Below are 16,579 nucleotides of genomic sequence, written 5' to 3'. Positions count from 1 at the left end.
CAGGCGAAGTCTTGACAACTGCGGACATTTCTTTGATATTTGCGGACATGTCGGTGGTGCGCGGCACCGCGTTGTCCGGTTATCCGGAGCTGGTCGCCGAACTCGGCGGCGATCCGGCGGCGTTACTGGCGGCGGCCGGGGTGCCTTCCGGTGCGGCCGGAACTCACGAGCTGTTCGTGCCGTACCGCGCGGTAATCCTCGCCATTGAAGGTGCAGCGAATGCAGTCGATTGCCCGGATTTCGGGCGACGGCTGGCACTGCGCCAGGACATCGACATCTTCGGGCCGCTCGGCGTGGCTGCGCGCACCGCGGCCACCGTCGGCGGGGGGTTCTCGATCGTGGAGCGGTTCATGTCCGCCTACAGCCCGGCGATCTCGGCCCGCATCACCCCGGGGGCGAAGAGCAGCGAGTCGTTCTATGCCTTCGACGTCCTGCTCGAGCGCTCGCCGCCGCACCCGCAGACCACCGAGCTGTCGCTCGGGGTGTCGCTGGGCATCATGCGGATGATGTTCGACAGCCCGTATGCGCCGCTGTCGGTGCACCTTCCGCATGAACCCTTGACCCCGGTGCGTGAGTACCTGGCTTACTTCGGCTGCCGCCCCTACTTCGCGCAACCGGTCGCGGGGTTCACCTTCCGTACCGCCGACCTGAACCGCCCGCTGCACCGCGACGACCAGGCGCACCAGGCCATGGTGCATTACCTGCGCGCCATGACCGACGAGTCGCCCGGCATCGCCGCGTCGGTGCGCGTCATGGCCCGCCAGCTGTTGCCCACCGGGACGGTGAGCCTGGAGCTGATCGCGGACGAGCTCGGCCTGCACCCCAAGGCGCTGCACCGGCGGCTGGCCGCCGAGCAGACCACGTTCGCCGCCCTGGTCGACGGTGTCCGCCGAGACGCCGCCGATCGCTATCTGCGCGAGACCGACATCAGCCTGTCGCACCTGGCCCGCGAACTCGGATACGCCGAGCAGAGCGTGCTCAGCCGGTCCTGCCGTCGCTGGTTCGGGTGCAGCGCGAGTAGCTACCGCAAGGCGGTTCGAGGCTAGGCTGGCGGCCGATGTCTGCAGCCCTCGATGCCCTCGATGACTGGCCCGTCGACCACGTTGCCGCGGCGGTCATCGGTCCGCAGGGCGTGCTGGCCGACCGCGGCGACACCACGCGCTCGTTTTATCTGGCGTCGGTGACCAAACCGCTGGTTGCGCGGGCGGTGCAGGTCGCGGTCGAGGAGGGCGCCGTCGAGTTGGACACCCCGGCCGGGCCGCCCGGCGCCACGGTGCGACATCTGCTCGCGCACGCCTCCGGGCTCTCGGCGGACTCCGACCGGGTGCTGGCCAAGCCGGGCACCCGGCGGGTGTACTCCAACCACGGCTTCGCCGTGCTGGCCAAGGCAGTGCAGCAGGCATCCGGTATTGAATTCGGTCGCTACCTGACCGAAGCGGTGTTCGAACCGCTGGGGATGTCGGCCAGCCGGCTGGACGGCGGTGCTGCGGCGGCAGGTTTCGGGGTTACCTCGACTGTTGCCGATCTGGCCGCATTTGCCGGTGACCTGCTGGCGCCGGTCACGGTGTCGCCGCAGCTGCATGCCGAGGCCACCCAGGTGCAATTCCCCGGCCTGGACGGTGTGCTGCCCGGGTACGGGCGCCAGCGGCCCAACGACTGGGGGCTGGGCTTCGAGATCCGCGACGGCAAATCCCCGCATTGGACCGGGGCGGCCAACTCGGTGCAGACCTACGGCCATTTCGGCCAGTCGGGCACGCTGATCTGGGCTGATCCGGTGATCGAGCGGGTGTTGGTGGTGCTCAGCGACCGCGACTTCGGGGACTGGGTGATGTCCCGGTGGCCGGCGCTGGCCGACGCGGTCGTGTCGGAGTACGGCGGGGACTAGCCAACAGGCGTCTCACGAGGCACAATAGACACATACGACACTAAATAAACAGCAGCATCAGCACCGTTCCACTCGGTTCCGCCAGGTCGTTGGGGAAGACGTCCCTCGTGGATCCGAAGGAGCAACTGATGCGCGCGACGAATCAATTCGCCGACGTGACCAGCGGCGTGGTGTACATCCACGCGTCGCCCGCGGCGGTGTGCCCGCATGTCGAATGGGCGCTGACCTCGACGTTGAACGCGCAGGCCAAACTCAACTGGACACCACAGCCGGCCATGCCCGGGCAACTGCGCGCAGTGGTCAACTGGGTCGGGCCGGTCGGGACCGGTGCTCGCCTGGCCAGCGCGCTGCGCTCCTGGTCGGTGTTGCGATTCGAGGTCACCGAGGATCCCAGCGCCGGCGTCGACGGGCACCGGTTCAGCCACACCCCTCAATTGGGGCTGTGGAGTGGATCGATGAGCGCCAACGGTGACGTGATGGTCGGCGAGAACCGCCTGCGCACCATGATGGCGGCCGGCGCCGACGCGTTGGCCGCCGAGCTGGAAACGGTGCTGGGCACCGCCTGGGACGAGGCCCTGGAGGCCTTCCGCGACGGCGGCGACGGCGCGGAGGTGTCCTGGCTCAGCCGCGGCGTGGGGTAAGCGCGGGCGCGAGCGTGCGCAACAGCGGTGAGTTTCCCGGTGTGTCGCTCGGGGATACGCGCGCTCGCGGTCAGCCGGCGGGGCGCAGGATCTGCAGTGCGCCCGGTACCGCCGTCACCGTCACCGGAAGGGGGGCGACGAAGTCTCCGTCGGCGTAGGCGTTGATGCCCGGGCATTCCACCCGGACCGAGGCCGCCCGCCGGGTGCTCACCTCGTCGAGGCCCACATGGGTGCCCTTGAACACGGTCGGGAACAGCCGGATCAGCTTGGTGCGCGATCCCGAATGCACCATCGTGACGTCGAGCAGGCCGTCGGCGTGGTCGGCGCCCGGGCAGATCAGCATCCCGCCGCCATAACTGCGGGTGTTGCCGAACGCCGCCAGGGTCAGATCGATCTCCATCGGCTCGTCGTCGTCGAAGGTCAGCCGGAACGGCAGCAGCCGCAGCTTGGACATCTCGGCCACCATGGCCAGGTTGTAGCGCATCCGCCCGTGCGGCCAGCGCATCCGGTTGACTCGATCGCTGACCAGTGAGTCGAAGCCGGCCGCCATCACGGTGCCGAACCACGACGGGGCGCCGCCGTCGGCGGTGATGCGGCCCAGGTCGACCGTTTCCGTGAATCCGTCGACGACGACGTCGGCGGCCGCCTCGGGGTTCCCGGTGGGCAGACCGTATTCGCGGGCGTGATCGTTGCCGGTGCCGGCCGGGACGATTCCCAACGGCACGGCGCCGAGGGCCAGCGCCTGCAGCGCCAACGAGATGACCCCGTCGCCGCCGGCCACCACCACGGCGTCGGTGCCGGCGGCCAGCGCCTCGTCGAGCAGCTGCCGGGCGTGCCGGGGATCGGAGCCGACGATGTGGTTGACGTCCACGCCGCGCTGCTGGAAGCGGGCGAGGGCCCGCTCGGCCGCATGCCGGGCGTTGCCGTGCCCGGCCGCCGGATTGGTCAGCAGCGTGACCCGCCCGATCCGGCGTGTCACGGGATCAGCTTGCCGGGGTTGAGGATGCCGGCCGGATCCAGTGTTGCCTTTACCGCCCGCAGCACCTGCACCCCGAGCTCGCCCACCTCGTCGACCATCCAGCGCCGGTGGTCGGCGCCGACGGCGTGGTGGTGGGTGATGGTGCCACCGTTGCGCATGATCGCTTCGCTCGCAGCGGTTTTCGCCGCCAGCCACTGGTCGATCGGGTTGCCGCGCTGCCCGGCGACGACGGTGAAATACAGCGACGCGCCGCCTGCGTAGACGTGCGAGATGTGGCACAGCACCAGTGCCGGCGTGCCGCTGTCGGCCAGTGCGGTGGTCAGCGCGTCGGTGACGGCGGCCTTGAGTGTGCCGAGGTTGGACCAGGCGGTGGCGGTCTCCAGCGTTTCGCACAGCGCTCCCGCCGCCAGCAGCGAATCCCGCAGGTACGGAGCGGAGAAGCGGCCGTGTTCCCAGGCCCGCGCCGGCCCCTCGCCCAGCGAGGTGCCGCCGTGGCCGGCCAGCAGCGCCCGGGTTTCGGCATGCCGGCTCTCGGTGTGTTCGGCGGTGCCCTCGAACAGGGTGATCGCCAGGCAGCCGCCGGTGATCTGCTGCTCGCCGATCTGTTCGGTGCTGGCCAGGTTGACGCCGGTCTCAGCCTCGTCGGAGAGCCGGACGACGGTGGGGCCGGTGCCGGTCTGGGTGATCGCCCGCAGCGCGGCGGCGCCGGTGGCGAAGTCCGGGAACGACCACGCCTCATAGCGGGTGGTCGCCGGCACCGGATGCACCCGCACCCGGACCCGGGTGATCACGCCGAAGACGCCCTCGGAACCGATCAGCAACTGGCGTAGGTCAGGTCCGGCCGCCGACGCCGGGGCCCGCCCCGAATCCAGAACCCCGGCCGGGGTGATCATCCGCAGCCCGCGGACCATATCGTCGAACCGGCCGTAGCCGGCCGAATCCTGACCCGAGGACCGGGTGGCCGCAAACCCGCCGAGGGTGGCGAACTGGAAACTCTGCGGAAAGTGGCCGAGTGAGAAACCGCGCTCGCCCAGCAGTCGTTCGGCCTCCGGTCCGGTGACCCCGGCGCCGAACTCCGCCTCGCCGGAGACCTCGTCGAGTTCCAGCAGCTGATCGAAGCGGCGCAGGTCCAGCGACACCACGGCCTTACACGCACCGCGGATGGGGTCGAGGCCACCGACCACGCTGGTACCGCCGCCGAACGGGACCACCGCGATGTTGTGCCGGCTGCAGTACTCCAGGATCGCGACGATGTCGAGTTCGAACCCCGGCAGCAGCACCGCGTCGGGCGCATCCTGGATTCCGGATCTGTTGCGCCGCAGCAAATCCAGCGTGGATTTGCCGCCGGCGCGCAACAGTCGCCCGCGCTGATCGACACGGCAGAATTCCTCGCCGACGATCGCTGCCAGCGCCCGGCGATCGGTGTCGGCAAGCGCCGATGGCCGCAGCGCCACCTGATCGGGCTCGGCCGCGACGGCGTCGGTGCCCTCGATGCCCAGTGCGGCCTTCAACAGCTGGCGGATGCCGTCAGACAGCGGTTTGGCGGCGTCCGGGTCGCCCCAGGCGTTCCACTTCATCGGGGGAGTGAGGACATCCTGGGCATCGGGCGGAGTCATGCGTTACAGTATTACATATGCTGTCAACCAGTAATGACGAGCAGCTTGCTGTGGGGGACCGGATTCTCGACGCCGCTGCGAGTTGTCTGCTGGCGTTGGGCGTGGAGCGGGTGACCTTGGCGGCCATCGCGCGCCGTGCCGGGGTGAGCCGTCCCACGGTGTACCGGCGGTGGCCCGACAGCCGCTCGGTGATCGCCGCGCTGCTCACCGCCCGGGTTACCGACGCCTGGACCGAGGTGACCGTGCCGGGGGCCGGACGTGCGGCGCTGGTCGAGCGGATCGTGGCGGTGGCCGCACGGCTGCGGCGGGACGAGGTGGTGATGCAGGTGCTGCATCACGCACCGGAACTGGCGATGGTCTACATCACCGAGCGGATGGGGGCCAGCCAGCAGCGGCTGATCGACCTGGTGGCGGCCGAACTGCGCACTGCCCAGGTCGGCGGCGGCGTACGGCCGGGAGATCCGCGCGGGCTCGCCGCGATGTGTCTGCTGATCACCCAGTCGGCGATCCAGTCGGCGCAGCTGGTCGCGCCGATCCTCGACGAGGACGCCCTGGCCGCCGAACTGACCTACGCCCTCAACAGGTACCTGTCGTGATGCTCGAGACCGCCGCCCTCAACGCCGCCCGCCGCACCCGGGAGCTGGCGGCGCTGGCCGACGGTGCCGGCGTCGACGTCGTGGTGATCGGGGGCGGTATCACCGGTGCCGGCATCGCACTGGACGCTGCCACCCGCGGCTTGCGGGTGGTACTGGCCGAGAAGCACGATCTGGCGTTCGGCACCAGCCGGTGGAGCTCCAAACTGGTGCACGGCGGGCTGCGGTACCTGGCGACCGGCAACGTGGGCATCGCGCGGCGAAGCGCGATCGAACGCGGAATCCTGATGACCCGCAACGCTCCTCACCTGGTTCGTGCGATGCCGCAACTGGTGCCGCTGCTGGGATCGATGCGCCGCCGCGACCGGGCGCTGGTGCGCGCCGGGTTCCTCGCCGGTGACGCGTTGCGGCGACTGGCCGGCACCCCCGAGACGGTGCTGCCACGTTCGCAACGGATCTCGCCCGAAGCGACGGTCGAGCTGGCGCCGACCGTGCGCCGCGACGGCCTGGACGGCGGTCTGCTGGCCTACGACGGGCAGTTGATCGATGATGCGCGCCTCGTCACCGCGGTGGCCCGCACCGCCGCCCAGCACGGCGCGACGATCCTCAACTATGTGGCCGCCTCGGAGGCCACCGGCGATTCGGTGCGGCTGACCGACCAGCTCACCGGGGAGTCGGTCGACGTCGCCGCGCGGGCCGTCATCAACGCAACCGGGGTATGGGCCGCTGACATCGACCCGGGCCTGCGGCTGCGGCCGAGCCGGGGCACCCACCTGGTGTTCGACGCGGCGGCATTCGGCAACCCGACGGCCGCGCTGACCGTACCGATCCCGGGTGAGCTGAACCGGTTCGTCTTCGCCATGCCCGAACAGCTCGGCCGGGTCTACCTGGGACTCACCGACGAGGAGGCGCCCGGCCCGATTCCCGATGTGCCGCAACCGACCTCGGCGGAGGTGTCGTTCCTGCTGGATACCGTCAACACCGCGCTGGGGACCGCGCTCGGCGCCGGCGACGTGATCGGCCGCTATGCGGGTCTGCGGCCGCTGATCGACACCGGGGCGGGCCACACCGCCGACGTCTCGCGCAACCATGCCGTCGTCGAATCGGGGACGGGGGTGCTCAGCGTGATCGGCGGGAAGCTGACCGAGTACCGGCACATGGCCCAAGACGTGCTGGACCGCGCGGTGCGGCTGCGGGCGCTGTCCGCCACGCCCTGCCGCACCCGCGACCTGCCGCTGGTGGGCGCGCCGGACAACCCGGGGTCACAGGACCCGCTGTCGGTCGAACTCCCCGAATCGCTGGTGCTGCGGTATGGCGCGGAGGCGGCCAACGTGCTGGCCGCTGCCACCTGCCGGCGGCCCGCCGACCCGGTGGCCGACGGCATCGACGTGATCCGCGCGGAGTTCGAGTACGCCGTCAGCCACGAAGGGGCCCTGACCGCCGAGGACATCGTGGATCGCCGGACCCGGATCGGGCTGGTGGCCGCCGACCGGGAGCGGGTTCTGTCGGTGGCGCGGGAGTTCGTCGCCGCCGCCGATTGACGACGCTCAGATATAGCGGCGGACCCGGCCGGCGTACCCGGCGTACTCCCGGCCGTAGTGCTCCGCCATGAAGGCTTCCTCCCGCAGTACCTGGCGGTGGAACAGCCATACCGCGGCAACCAGATAGATCAGTGGAATCCAGCTCGGGAACACCAGCAACTCGCCGAGCAGCACCAGCGCGAATCCGACGTAGATGGGGTTGCGGCTGATCGCGAACACCCCCGAAGTCACCAGCTTGTCCGGGTGGTCGACGCCGATGCCGACCCGGAAGCTCTTGCCGAAGGCGACCAGGCTCAGCAGGACCAACCCCAGGCCGCCGAAGCACGCTGTAACCCCGGCCCACGCGATGGCCTCGGAGCTGAGGAACCGGTGGGAGGCTACCAGCGGCCAACCGAATGCCCCGGCGAAAATGACATAGAAGTAGATCAGCGCGAAGGGCGGGATCAGGAAGTCCTTCTTATCGACGTTCCCGAAGTGCATCGCCCGTGTCCCGTTGCGCCGCAGCACAATCAGGCGGGCAGCGACCAGGACGGGACATAACGCCAGCGCCAGCGCGGCCAGGTATCCGGGCACCGGGATCCCTTCGTTCGTCGCAACCACGCTCAATTCATCGTATGGTGAATTATTGTTTCGGCCGTGGCACTTGTCAAGCAGGTCAGCGCAAGATCAGATCGCGCACGGCGGAACTGGTGTGCGGCTGCCACAGTGCCTGCATCGGGATCAGCAGGGGCTGGTCGAGGTCGATCACCGTGACGGCGCCGCTCACCGCGGGACCCGCCGGTGCCGTGACAAACGCGGCGGCGTTCTCGGTCAGAGCCGCCACCTCCGGTGGGCAGCCCTGTACCCGGCTGACCCGGTACTGCGGTTCGAACCCGGCGCGCCGGCAGGCATTGACCAGAAAGTCGCTGTAATAAGACGATCCGGGCGGTGCCCACAAGGCGATGAGCTGGTCGGTAAGGTCGGCGATGGTGATGCGGGCGCGGGCGGCCAGCGGATGGTCGCTGCGCACCGCAACCCGCATCGCGTCGTAGCGGATCACGGCACCGGCGAGACGTTCCTGCGGCACCACCGCACGGCGCAGGCCCAACTGCACGGTGCCGTCGCGTACCCCGGTGGTCATCTGGTCGGGGAACAGCTGCATCACCGTGAACGAGGTGTCAGGTGCCGCGGCGACGGCCGGCTCGATCAGCGCGTAGACATCGTGGTTGCTGATCGCCGGCGAGTGCCCGACGACGAACTCCGCGGGGCGTGCGGTGGCCGCTGCCCGGGTGTGGGCGGTGATCGTGCGGGCCGCTGCCAGCAGGGCGCGGCCCTCGTCGGCCAGCGTTTGGCCCGCCGGGGTCAGCGTGATGCGGCGTCCGGAGCGCACCAGCAGCGTCGCGCCGATCTCCTTCTCGAGCTGTTGCACCGAATGCGACAGTGCCTGCTGCGACAGGTGCAGCTGCCCGGCCGCGCGGGTGAAGCCGGCGGCCTCGGCCACGGCGATGAAGTGGGTCAGGCGGCGCAGGTCGGGGACCGGGAGCATCGGACCATGTTAGCCACAAAAATTATTTGTGGATTGTTCGCAAGACATTGTTTCTCATTTGTGCACTGCCCGATTAGGTTCGTCATCGAAGACAGAAGGGAACAACCATGACCAATATGTCCGGCAAGTCTGCGGTGGTGGCCGCCGGGGCCAAGAACCTGGGCGGATTGATCAGCACGACGTTGGGGCGCAGCGGCGTCAACGTCGCGGTGCACTACAACAGTGATGGCTCCGAAGCCGACGCCGACAAGACCGTCGCCGCGGTACAGGCCGCCGGGGCCAAGGCGATCAAGGTCCAGGGCGACCTGACCCGCCCGGCCAACGTCACCGCGCTGTTCGACGCCGCGGTCGAGGCATTCGGCGGAGTGGACTACGCGATCAACACCGTCGGCAAGGTGCTGCGCAAGCCCATCTTGGAAACCACTGAGGCCGAATACGATTCGATGTTCGACATTAACGCCAAGTCCGCCTACTTCTTTCTGCAGCAGGCCGGCAGGAGGCTCAACGACAACGGTTCGGTGGTGACGATCGTGACAGCGCTGCTCGGGGCGTTCACCGACGGCTATTCCACCTACGCGGGATCCAAGAGTCCGGTGGAGCACTTCACCCGCGCGGCGGCCAAGGAATTCGCGGCCCGTGGCATCAACGTCAACAGCGTCGCACCCGGTCCGATGGACACCCCGTTCTTCTACCCGCAGGAGACCCCGGAGCGCGTGGAGTTCCACAAGTCCCAGGCGATGGGCAACCGGCTGACCCAGATCGAGGACATCGCGCCGCTGGTGCTCTTCCTGCTGGACGGCGGCCAGTGGATCACCGGGCAGACCATCTTCGCCAACGGCGGCTACACCACGCGCTAGCCGGCCGCGACCGTGCGCACTTCCGGCCTCGACTCGGCGTGTCGGGCCGGGGACGCGCACGCTCGCGGAGGATTAACGGGCAGGCTCGCGGGAAAAGGGGGACGAGCTACAGCGGGATGTTCTTGTGGCGGCCCCGGCGCGCGGGGGCCTCGGCCAGCGCCTGGGTGACCTTGCTGCGGGTGTGCGACGGGTCGATCTTCTCGTCGACGACGCCGATGTCGATCGCGCTGTCCACGCCGCCGGCGATCCGCTCATGCTCCAAGGCGAGTTCCTCGTGCAGAGCCTCGCGCTCGTCATCGGGGGCGGCGGCCAGTTTCTTCTTGTGCAGGATGCCCACCGCGGCCTTGGCACCCATCACCGCGACCTCGGCGTCCGGCCAGGCGAACACCTTGGTGGCACCCAGCGACCGGGAGTTCATCGCGATGTAGGCCCCGCCGTAGGTCTTGCGGGTGACCAGCGTGACCCGCGGAACGGTGGCCTCACCGAATGCGTGCAGCAGCTTGGCGCCGCGGCGCACCACGCCGCCCCACTCCTGGCCGACGCCGGGCAGGTAGCCCGGCACGTCGACGATCACGATCAGCGGAATCCCGAACGCGTCGCACAGCCGCACGAAACGCGCCGACTTCTCGGCGCTTTCGGAGTTCAGGCAGCCACCGAGCCGCAGCGGGTTGTTGGCCAGCACCCCGACGGTGCGACCGGACAGCCGGCCCAGCCCGACCACCATCGACGGCGCCCACTTGGCCTGGAACTCTTCGAAGGACGGCGTGCCATCGGCTTCCGAGTCGAGCAGCCCGTTCACCAGCGGGTGCACGTCGTAGGCGCGACGCGCCGACTCCGGCAGTAGCGCGTGCAGGTCAGTGTCCTCGGCCTCGGCCTTGCTGCGGTCGAAATGGCCCTGCTGGCAGAACAATCCGACCAGCCGGCGGCCGCGCGCGTAGGCGTCGAGCTCGTCGTCGGCGACGATGTGGCACACGCCCGACTTCTTGTGGTGGGTGTCGGGACCGCCGAGCGCGGCCATGTCGACGTCTTCACCGGTGACGCTGCGCACCACGTCGGGGCCGGTGACAAACACCCGTCCCTCCGGCGCCATCACGATGACGTCGGTAAGCGCCGGGCCGTAGGCGGCACCGCCGGCCGCGAAGCCGACCACCACCGAGATCTGCGGGACGTAGCCCGAGGCCCGGATCATCGCCTCGAAAACTCGCCCGACCGCGTGCAGCGCGCGCACGCCCTCGGCCAGCCGGGCGCCGCCGGAGTGCCACAGGCCCACGATCGGGCTCTGCTCGGCGATCGCGGTGTCGTAGGCGTTGACGATGTGGTCGCACCCCTCGATGCCCATCGCACCGCCCATCACGGTGCCATCGGTGCAGAACGCGATGGTGCGCACCCCGTTGACCTCACCGCCGGCGGCCAGCACCCCGGAGCGGTCCCGCTCATGCAGCAGTTCCACGGTGCCGTCGTCGAAGAACGTCGACAGCCGCAACAGCGGGTCGCGCGGATCGAGTGATTCGCCCACCGTCTCGGGAGCCATGGTCGTCATCGCGCGTCTCCTTGTCGTTGTGCTGCTTGTGCAGCTGCGATCAGTACCGGCCGAAGACGAGCGCCACGTTGTGCCCGCCGAATCCGAATGAGTTGTTGATCGCGTACTGGTAGTTACCGGGTCGGGGTTCGCCGAAGACCACGTCCAGGTCGATCTCCGGGTCGAGATTCTTCAGGTTGAGCGTCGGCGGAATGATCTGGTCGCGCAGGGCCAGCACGGTCAGGATGGACTCGGCCGCGCCGGCCGCCCCGACGGAGTGCCCGAGCGCGGACTTGGGCGCGTACACCGCCGCGTTGCCGCCACCCTTGCCCAGGGCATTGTCGATCGCGTGGCTCTCGGCGACGTCACCGACGGTGGTCGCGGTGGCGTGCGCGTTGACGTGGTCGATGTCGCCCGCGGTGAGCCCGGCCAACTGGATCGCCCGGGTCATCGCGTAGCCGGCCTGTTCGCCGTTGGGATCCGGGGCCACGATGTGGTAGCCGTCGGAGGTGACCGCTCCGCCCATGATGCGGGCGATGATGTTCGCTCCGCGCGCCTTGGCGTGCTCCTCGGTCTCGATCACCATCAAGGCGCCGGCCTCACCGAAGACGAACCCGTCGCGGTCCCGGTCGAACGGACGGCACGCACCGGCCGGGTCGTCGTTGTTGGTCGACATCACGATGCGCATCTGGGCGAAGCCGGCGATCGGCACCGCCTCGATGCGCTGCTCCACACCGCCGCAGATCGCGATGTCGGCCTCACCGAGCACGATCTGCTGCCAGGCGCGGGCGATGCCCTCGGCGCCGGATGCACACGCCGAGATCGAGGTCAGCACCCCGGCCTTGGCTTTGAGGTCCAAGCCGATGGCCGCGCCCGCGGCGTTGGGCATGTACTTCTGCACGGTCAGCGGGGAGACCGCCTTGAGCCCGCGCTCGCGCATGTCGTCGTAGGCGAAGACCAACTCCTCGGTGGAGCCAAGCCCCGTGCCCACCGACACCATCAGACGCCGGGTGTCGACCTCGGGTGAGCCGGCGTCCTCCCACGCCCGCCGGCCCAGGACCAGCGCCACCTTCTGCAGGTAGGACAACCGACGAGACTCGACCTTGGTCAAGGTGGTCTCGAAGGACGCCGGTGTCTCGACCATGTGCCCGCCGATGCGGACCGGCAGGTCGTACTTGGTGACGAAGTCGTCTTCGAGCGTACGGATACCGCTCTGGCCGTCGAGCAGCTTCTTCCATGTGGTGTCGGCGTCGGCGGCCAGAGCGGTCGTCAATGCAAACCCGGTGACGACAACGTTGGGAAAACCGTTCCCTGTGGTCAGCGTTGACATGCTGTTGCGAACTTCCCTCCCCGGATACTGGTGTCAGTACCGCCCGAAGGCGAGCGCGACGTTGTGCCCACCGAAACCGAATGAGTTGTTGATGGCGTACTTGTAGTCGCCGTAGCGGGGCTCGCCGGCGACGACGTCGAGGTCGATCTCGGGGTCCGGGGTCTCGTAGTTCAGCGTCGGCGGGATGACCCCGTCGCGCAACGAGAGCACCGTCAGCACCGATTCCAGCGCGCCGACCGCTCCGATGGAGTGGCCGAGCGCCGACTTGGGTGCGTACACCGCGGCGTGCTGGCAGCCGGCTTCCCGGATCGCGTTCGCCTCAGCGGTGTCACCGATCGGGGTGGCCGTCCCGTGCGCGTTGATGTGGTCGACGTCCTTGGCGGACAGGCCCGCCAACTCCAGCGACCGCGTCATCGCCCGGCCGGCCCGCTTGCCGTCGGGTCCGGGCGCCACCATGTGGTAGGCGTCGGAGGTGATACCGGCGCCCATCAGCCGGGCCAGCGGCTTGGCGCCGCGAGCCTTGGCGTGCTCCTCGGTCTCGATGATCATCATCGCGCCGGCCTCGCCGAACACGAAGCCGTCCCGGTCCTTGTCGAACGGCCGTGAGGCGCCCTCGGGGTCATCGTTGCGGGTCGACATCGCGCGCATCATCGAGAATGTCGCGATCGGCAACGCCTCGATGCCGCCTTCGACCCCGCCGCACACGGCGAAGTCCGCGTCGCCCATGACGATCTGACGCCACGCGTGCGCGATCGCCTCCGAACCCGACGAACAGGCCGACACCGGGGTGATGACCCCAGCGCGGGCGCCGAGCTGCAGCCCGACCACCGCGGCGGCGCCGTTGGGCATGATCATCTGAACGGCCAGCGGCGACACCTTGCGGGGGCCGCCCTCATTCATCAGGTCATAGGTCTCGACGATCTTCTCGCCGCCGCCCAGGCCGGTGCCGATCACCACGGTGAACCGGTCCGGGTCCACCTCCGGGGTGCCGGCGTTCTCCCAGAGTCGGCCGCTGAGCAGCTTGGCCATCCGCTGGACGTACGACATGCGCCGCAGGTCCAACCGGCCCATGTGGTCGTCGACCGGGTCTTTGAGATGCCCGCCGATCCGGACCGGCAGGTCCCACTTGGTGACGAACTCGTCTTCGAGGACGTGGATTCCGCTTTCGCCGGCCAACAGGCCTTTCCACGTGCTCTCGATGTCCGCACCGATCGATGTGGTGGCCTCAACGGCGGTTACCACCACACTGGGGTAACCGCCGTTGGCCGTAGAAGGCTTGGAAGACACGGTCAGTTGCTCTCTGAACCGAACTTCTCGCGCAGTGCGGCGGCGGCCTCGGGGTTCTCGGCCTCCAGCTTCTGGATGTAGCCGACCACGTCGCCGACGGTGCGCAGACCGGCGAGGTCTTCGTCGGGGATCTTCACGCCGTACTTGTCCTCGGTCTGGACGGCGATCTCCACCATCGACAGCGAGTCGATGTCCAGGTCGTCGACGAACGACTTCTCGACGGTGACCTCAGACGGCTCGATACCGGTCACCTCTTCGATGATCTCGGCGAGACCGGCGATGATTTCTTCCTGACTGGCAGGCACAGTGTGTTCCCTTCGGTTGGTTCCGCACGGGGTGTGCGGCTTGATAACTGGGTGTATCTGGTTGTGCAGTTTGGAATCGGGCGTTAGAACTCGGGGAGCCCGTCCAGATCCGCGGGGGACTTGACGGCGTGCGTCGGGGTCCCCCGAAGTTCACGTTTGGCGATCCCGGCGAGCGTTCCCGCGGGCGGGAACTCCACGATCGCCGTGACTGCCCGGGCGCGGAGCGTCGCGGTGCACAGGTCCCAGCGCACCGGCCGGGTCAGCTGCGCGACCAGCTGGTCCATCGCCGCGGCCGCCGTGGCCACCGGTTGCCCGTCGCGGTTGGACAACAGGGTGGCGGTGGGCTCGTTCGTGGTGACCCGAGCCGCCGCCGCGGAGTAGGCCTCCAGCGCCGGGGCCATGTACTGCGTGTGGAAGGCCCCCGCGGTAGCCAGCTTACGCACCCGGGCCTTGGCGGGCGGGTCCTCGGCGAGCTTGTCCAGTGCGGTCAGCGGGCCGGCGGCCACGATCTGCCCGGCGGCGTTGCGGTTGGCCGGGGTCAGGTCGAGCTGCTCGAGACGGGTCAGCACCTCGGCTTCGTCGCCGCCCAGCACGGCCGCCATGCCGGTCGGCTCGAGCGCGCAGGCCTTGGCCATCTCGCGGCCGCGGGTGGCGGCCAGCATGACGGCGTCGTCGGGGGAGATCACGCCGGCGATGGCGTACGCGGCGATCTCGCCGACGGAGTGACCGGCCACCACGACGTCACCGCTGGTCAGCGAGCCGTCGTTGCGCTTGGCCAGTTCGCCGTGGGCCAGCAGGGTCGCCGCCACCACCAGCGGTTGGGTGACCGCCGTGTCGGTGATCTCCTCGGCGGTCGCGGTGGTGCCCAGCGCGACCAGGTCCAGGCCGCTGATCTCTGACCAGGCGGCCAACTGGGCCCGGACGTCACCGGAATCGGCCAGCTCCAGCCACGGCGACAACATGCCGGGGGTCTGCGATCCCTGTCCGGGAGCGAGCAACGCAATCACGTCTTTAAGAGAACATTGTGAAGCGGGTTTTGCAGGATGTCCTAGATTATGAACATTGTCTTATGTTTTTGTGGAGGTCCTACAAAACGGTCATCCGATGCGACATGTTCGATACCGTCCTGCGACAACTGCCGCGTCGACGGCGCCGCCTCGGCTCCGCCGGACCGCGCCGGCTCTCACCCGACGTGATGTTCGTCGAGTCCGGGGCCGGGCGTCGGGGGCATGGTCGTGGTGGCATAGGTCACCTGTGCGCTGCTGAAGCTGGCGTGCTGCGCCTGATTGGCCAGCCGGCCCACCGTGGCTGCGACCCGCAGCACGTAGGCGTCGCGCGGCTGGGTGGGATCGCGTCCGGTGAAGTCGGCGATCCGCTTGAGTCGGTAGCGGACGGTATTTGGATGAACGAACAACTTCCGGGAGCAGGCCTCGATCGCCCCGCCGCAGTCCAGATAAGCGTCCAGCGTCTCGGTCAGTGACGGTCCGGCCTCGGCCAGCGGCCGCATCACGTCGGTGTGCAGGGCCGCGATCGCCGATGCGTCCCCGATCAGGGCGCGCTCGGGCAGCAGTTCGCGGGCCAGCACCGGCCGCGGCGCCCCGGTCCAGCCGATCACGGCGTTCATGCCCGAGATCGCCTCGCTGGCGCTGTGGTAGGCCGCGGTCAGGCTCGGGGCGGTCGGGCCGATCACCACCGGCCCGTCGGAGAACGCGGCGAGCAGATCCGCGAGGAATTTCTGGGTCGGCGACAGCGGGCCGGACACGATCGCCACCAGCCACGTGCCGTGCACGTCGGTCAGGGCGGCGCGGCCGTGGCGCTCGGCGACGTCGCGGACATCCTGGCTGGCCTTTTGGCCGGAGAACGCGTCCGGGCCGGGCGGCGCGGTGCCCACCACGACCGTGGCCGGGGCGTTGGTGTCCCAGTTCAGCGCCGCTGCGCGGCTCAGCAACTCCGGCCCGGTGTCACCGCGCACCACGGCGTCGACCACGCTGGCTTCCATCCGGGAATCCCAGGTGCCACGGGCCTCGGCGGCGTCGGCGTAGGCGGAGGCGGCGGTGAAGGCCAGGTCGCGGCTGTACTTGAGGATGCCCACCGTCAGCGCGGTCACCTGCTCCTCGGAGCGGGCCAGCATCGGCACGACCTCTTCGAAGAACTCCATGGTCACCCGCACCATGTCCACGGTGTGGCGCAGCGCGATGTGCCGGGTCAGGTCCTGGGGGACCAACTCGAACGCCTGCGCCGTGTGGCCGACATTGCCGTGCGGGTCGTGCATCCACTCGGCGAAGTTGACCACCGCGGCCTGCACCACCAGGGCGACGCTGGCGCGCTGGGACGCCTCCAGGTCGGCGAAGAACGGCAACCGGTCGCCCATCGCTGAGACCGCCTCGGTGGCCAGTCGGCCCGAGTAGTGCTTCAGCCTGCGCAGCAGGGTGTCCGGGACAGCGCTCAGCAGATCAAGCGTGGACCTCGGCAGAACCGGCCCCGCATTGTTGTCGGCCATC

Annotated in this window: 16 protein-coding genes; 6 read left to right on the top strand and 10 right to left on the bottom strand. The window is 69.3% G+C overall.

The genetic code is table 11. From position 1 onward, the window contains the following. Window positions 1-47 precede the first annotated feature (47 nt). The 3 genes from BST10_RS02240 to BST10_RS02230 all read left to right on the top strand — a co-directional run bounded on the left by BST10_RS02240 (window position 48) and on the right by BST10_RS02230 (window position 2,526). The gene (locus tag BST10_RS02240) at window positions 48-1,046 is read left to right on the top strand and encodes an AraC family transcriptional regulator (RefSeq protein ID WP_083036221.1); all 999 of its coding nucleotides are present in this window, start codon (window positions 48-50) and stop codon (window positions 1,044-1,046) included. A gap of 11 nt (window positions 1,047-1,057) precedes the next feature. Beyond that, entirely contained in the window at window positions 1,058-1,885 is an 828-nt protein-coding gene (locus BST10_RS02235; protein ID WP_083036220.1) for a serine hydrolase domain-containing protein, read from the top strand. Window positions 1,886-2,013: 128 nt separating this feature from the next. Further along, complete coding sequence (locus tag BST10_RS02230) at window positions 2,014-2,526, top strand: DUF3145 domain-containing protein (RefSeq protein ID WP_041319746.1); 513 nt, start codon at window positions 2,014-2,016, stop codon at window positions 2,524-2,526. A gap of 70 nt (window positions 2,527-2,596) precedes the next feature. Here the strand turns inward: BST10_RS02230 and BST10_RS02225 are convergent, their stop codons facing one another. Together BST10_RS02225 and BST10_RS02220 are read right to left on the bottom strand one after the other, a co-directional pair. Next, window positions 2,597-3,505 (bottom strand): diacylglycerol kinase, encoded by a 909-nt coding sequence (locus tag BST10_RS02225; protein WP_083036219.1) that lies wholly within the window; start codon window positions 3,503-3,505, stop codon window positions 2,597-2,599. Next, window positions 3,502-5,082 carry an FAD-binding oxidoreductase gene (locus tag BST10_RS02220; protein ID WP_109559368.1) on the bottom strand — a complete coding sequence of 527 codons (1,581 nt, stop codon included), beginning with the start codon at window positions 5,080-5,082 and terminating at the stop codon, window positions 3,502-3,504. The genes BST10_RS02225 and BST10_RS02220 overlap by 4 nt, the downstream gene beginning before the upstream one ends. A gap of 56 nt (window positions 5,083-5,138) precedes the next feature. Here BST10_RS02220 and BST10_RS02215 point away from each other — a divergent pair, with 56 nt between their 5' ends. Together BST10_RS02215 and BST10_RS02210 are read left to right on the top strand one after the other, a co-directional pair. Then, window positions 5,139-5,717 (top strand): TetR/AcrR family transcriptional regulator, encoded by a 579-nt coding sequence (locus tag BST10_RS02215; RefSeq protein WP_083036217.1) that lies wholly within the window; start codon window positions 5,139-5,141, stop codon window positions 5,715-5,717. After that, entirely contained in the window at window positions 5,717-7,255 is a 1,539-nt protein-coding gene (locus BST10_RS02210) for a glycerol-3-phosphate dehydrogenase/oxidase (protein WP_275987559.1), read from the top strand. The genes BST10_RS02215 and BST10_RS02210 overlap by 1 nt, the downstream gene beginning before the upstream one ends. Window positions 7,256-7,261: 6 nt before the next feature. Here the strand turns inward: BST10_RS02210 and BST10_RS02205 are convergent, their stop codons facing one another. Both BST10_RS02205 and BST10_RS02200 read right to left on the bottom strand, forming a co-directional pair. Beyond that, complete coding sequence (locus BST10_RS02205) at window positions 7,262-7,855, bottom strand: methyltransferase family protein (protein ID WP_235673583.1); 594 nt, start codon at window positions 7,853-7,855, stop codon at window positions 7,262-7,264. A 55-nt stretch (window positions 7,856-7,910) separates the two neighbouring features. Next, on the bottom strand, window positions 7,911-8,780 hold the full coding sequence (locus tag BST10_RS02200; RefSeq protein WP_083036215.1) for a LysR family transcriptional regulator: 870 nt from the start codon (window positions 8,778-8,780) through the stop codon (window positions 7,911-7,913). 107 nt (window positions 8,781-8,887) lie between these two features. Here BST10_RS02200 and BST10_RS02195 point away from each other — a divergent pair, with 107 nt between their 5' ends. Then, window positions 8,888-9,637 (top strand): SDR family oxidoreductase, encoded by a 750-nt coding sequence (locus tag BST10_RS02195; RefSeq protein WP_083036214.1) that lies wholly within the window; start codon window positions 8,888-8,890, stop codon window positions 9,635-9,637. Between the two features lie 106 nt (window positions 9,638-9,743). Here BST10_RS02195 and BST10_RS02190 read toward each other — a convergent pair whose 3' ends face one another. The 6 genes from BST10_RS02190 to BST10_RS02165 form a co-directional block, all read right to left on the bottom strand. Further along, on the bottom strand, window positions 9,744-11,177 hold the full coding sequence (locus BST10_RS02190) for an acyl-CoA carboxylase subunit beta (RefSeq protein WP_083036213.1): 1,434 nt from the start codon (window positions 11,175-11,177) through the stop codon (window positions 9,744-9,746). Between the two features lie 40 nt (window positions 11,178-11,217). Then, entirely contained in the window at window positions 11,218-12,486 is a 1,269-nt protein-coding gene (kasB, locus tag BST10_RS02185) for a 3-oxoacyl-ACP synthase KasB (RefSeq protein ID WP_083036212.1), read from the bottom strand. 33 nt (window positions 12,487-12,519) lie between these two features. Further along, window positions 12,520-13,773 (bottom strand): 3-oxoacyl-ACP synthase KasA, encoded by a 1,254-nt coding sequence (kasA, locus tag BST10_RS02180; RefSeq protein WP_083036211.1) that lies wholly within the window; start codon window positions 13,771-13,773, stop codon window positions 12,520-12,522. A 2-nt stretch (window positions 13,774-13,775) separates the two neighbouring features. Further along, window positions 13,776-14,078, bottom strand: coding sequence for a meromycolate extension acyl carrier protein AcpM (acpM, locus tag BST10_RS02175; RefSeq protein WP_013828587.1), 303 nt, complete (start codon window positions 14,076-14,078; stop codon window positions 13,776-13,778). A gap of 83 nt (window positions 14,079-14,161) precedes the next feature. Continuing rightward, entirely contained in the window at window positions 14,162-15,085 is a 924-nt protein-coding gene (locus tag BST10_RS02170) for an ACP S-malonyltransferase (RefSeq protein ID WP_083036210.1), read from the bottom strand. Window positions 15,086-15,261: 176 nt separating this feature from the next. Then, a complete protein-coding gene (locus tag BST10_RS02165; RefSeq protein WP_083036209.1) occupies window positions 15,262-16,578 on the bottom strand; it encodes a PucR family transcriptional regulator in 1,317 nt (438 codons plus the stop codon). Window position 16,579: the final 1 nt, after the last annotated feature.

This window comes from Mycolicibacter algericus DSM 45454 (genome assembly GCF_002086455.1).
Taxonomy (GTDB): domain Bacteria; phylum Actinomycetota; class Actinomycetes; order Mycobacteriales; family Mycobacteriaceae; genus Mycobacterium; species Mycobacterium algericum.
Note: the sequence above shows the minus strand (reverse complement) of the source record. Positions and strands in the feature narration are given on the sequence as shown.

Excerpts from the sequence above, each read along its gene's own strand:
- BST10_RS02240 (WP_083036221.1), top strand. The coding sequence starts at position 48 with ATGTCGGTGGTGCGCGGCACCGCGTTGTCCGGTTATCCGGAGCTGGTC.
- BST10_RS02200 (WP_083036215.1), bottom strand. The coding sequence starts at position 8,780 with ATGCTCCCGGTCCCCGACCTGCGCCGCCTGACCCACTTCATCGCCGTG.
- BST10_RS02230 (WP_041319746.1), top strand. The coding sequence starts at position 2,014 with ATGCGCGCGACGAATCAATTCGCCGACGTGACCAGCGGCGTGGTGTAC.
- kasB (WP_083036212.1), bottom strand. The coding sequence starts at position 12,486 with ATGTCAACGCTGACCACAGGGAACGGTTTTCCCAACGTTGTCGTCACC.
- BST10_RS02235 (WP_083036220.1), top strand. The coding sequence starts at position 1,058 with ATGTCTGCAGCCCTCGATGCCCTCGATGACTGGCCCGTCGACCACGTT.
- BST10_RS02190 (WP_083036213.1), bottom strand. The coding sequence starts at position 11,177 with ATGACGACCATGGCTCCCGAGACGGTGGGCGAATCACTCGATCCGCGC.
- BST10_RS02210 (WP_275987559.1), top strand. The coding sequence starts at position 5,717 with ATGCTCGAGACCGCCGCCCTCAACGCCGCCCGCCGCACCCGGGAGCTG.
- BST10_RS02165 (WP_083036209.1), bottom strand. The coding sequence starts at position 16,578 with ATGGCCGACAACAATGCGGGGCCGGTTCTGCCGAGGTCCACGCTTGAT.
- BST10_RS02195 (WP_083036214.1), top strand. The coding sequence starts at position 8,888 with ATGACCAATATGTCCGGCAAGTCTGCGGTGGTGGCCGCCGGGGCCAAG.
- BST10_RS02220 (WP_109559368.1), bottom strand. The coding sequence starts at position 5,082 with ATGAAGTGGAACGCCTGGGGCGACCCGGACGCCGCCAAACCGCTGTCT.
- BST10_RS02215 (WP_083036217.1), top strand. The coding sequence starts at position 5,139 with ATGCTGTCAACCAGTAATGACGAGCAGCTTGCTGTGGGGGACCGGATT.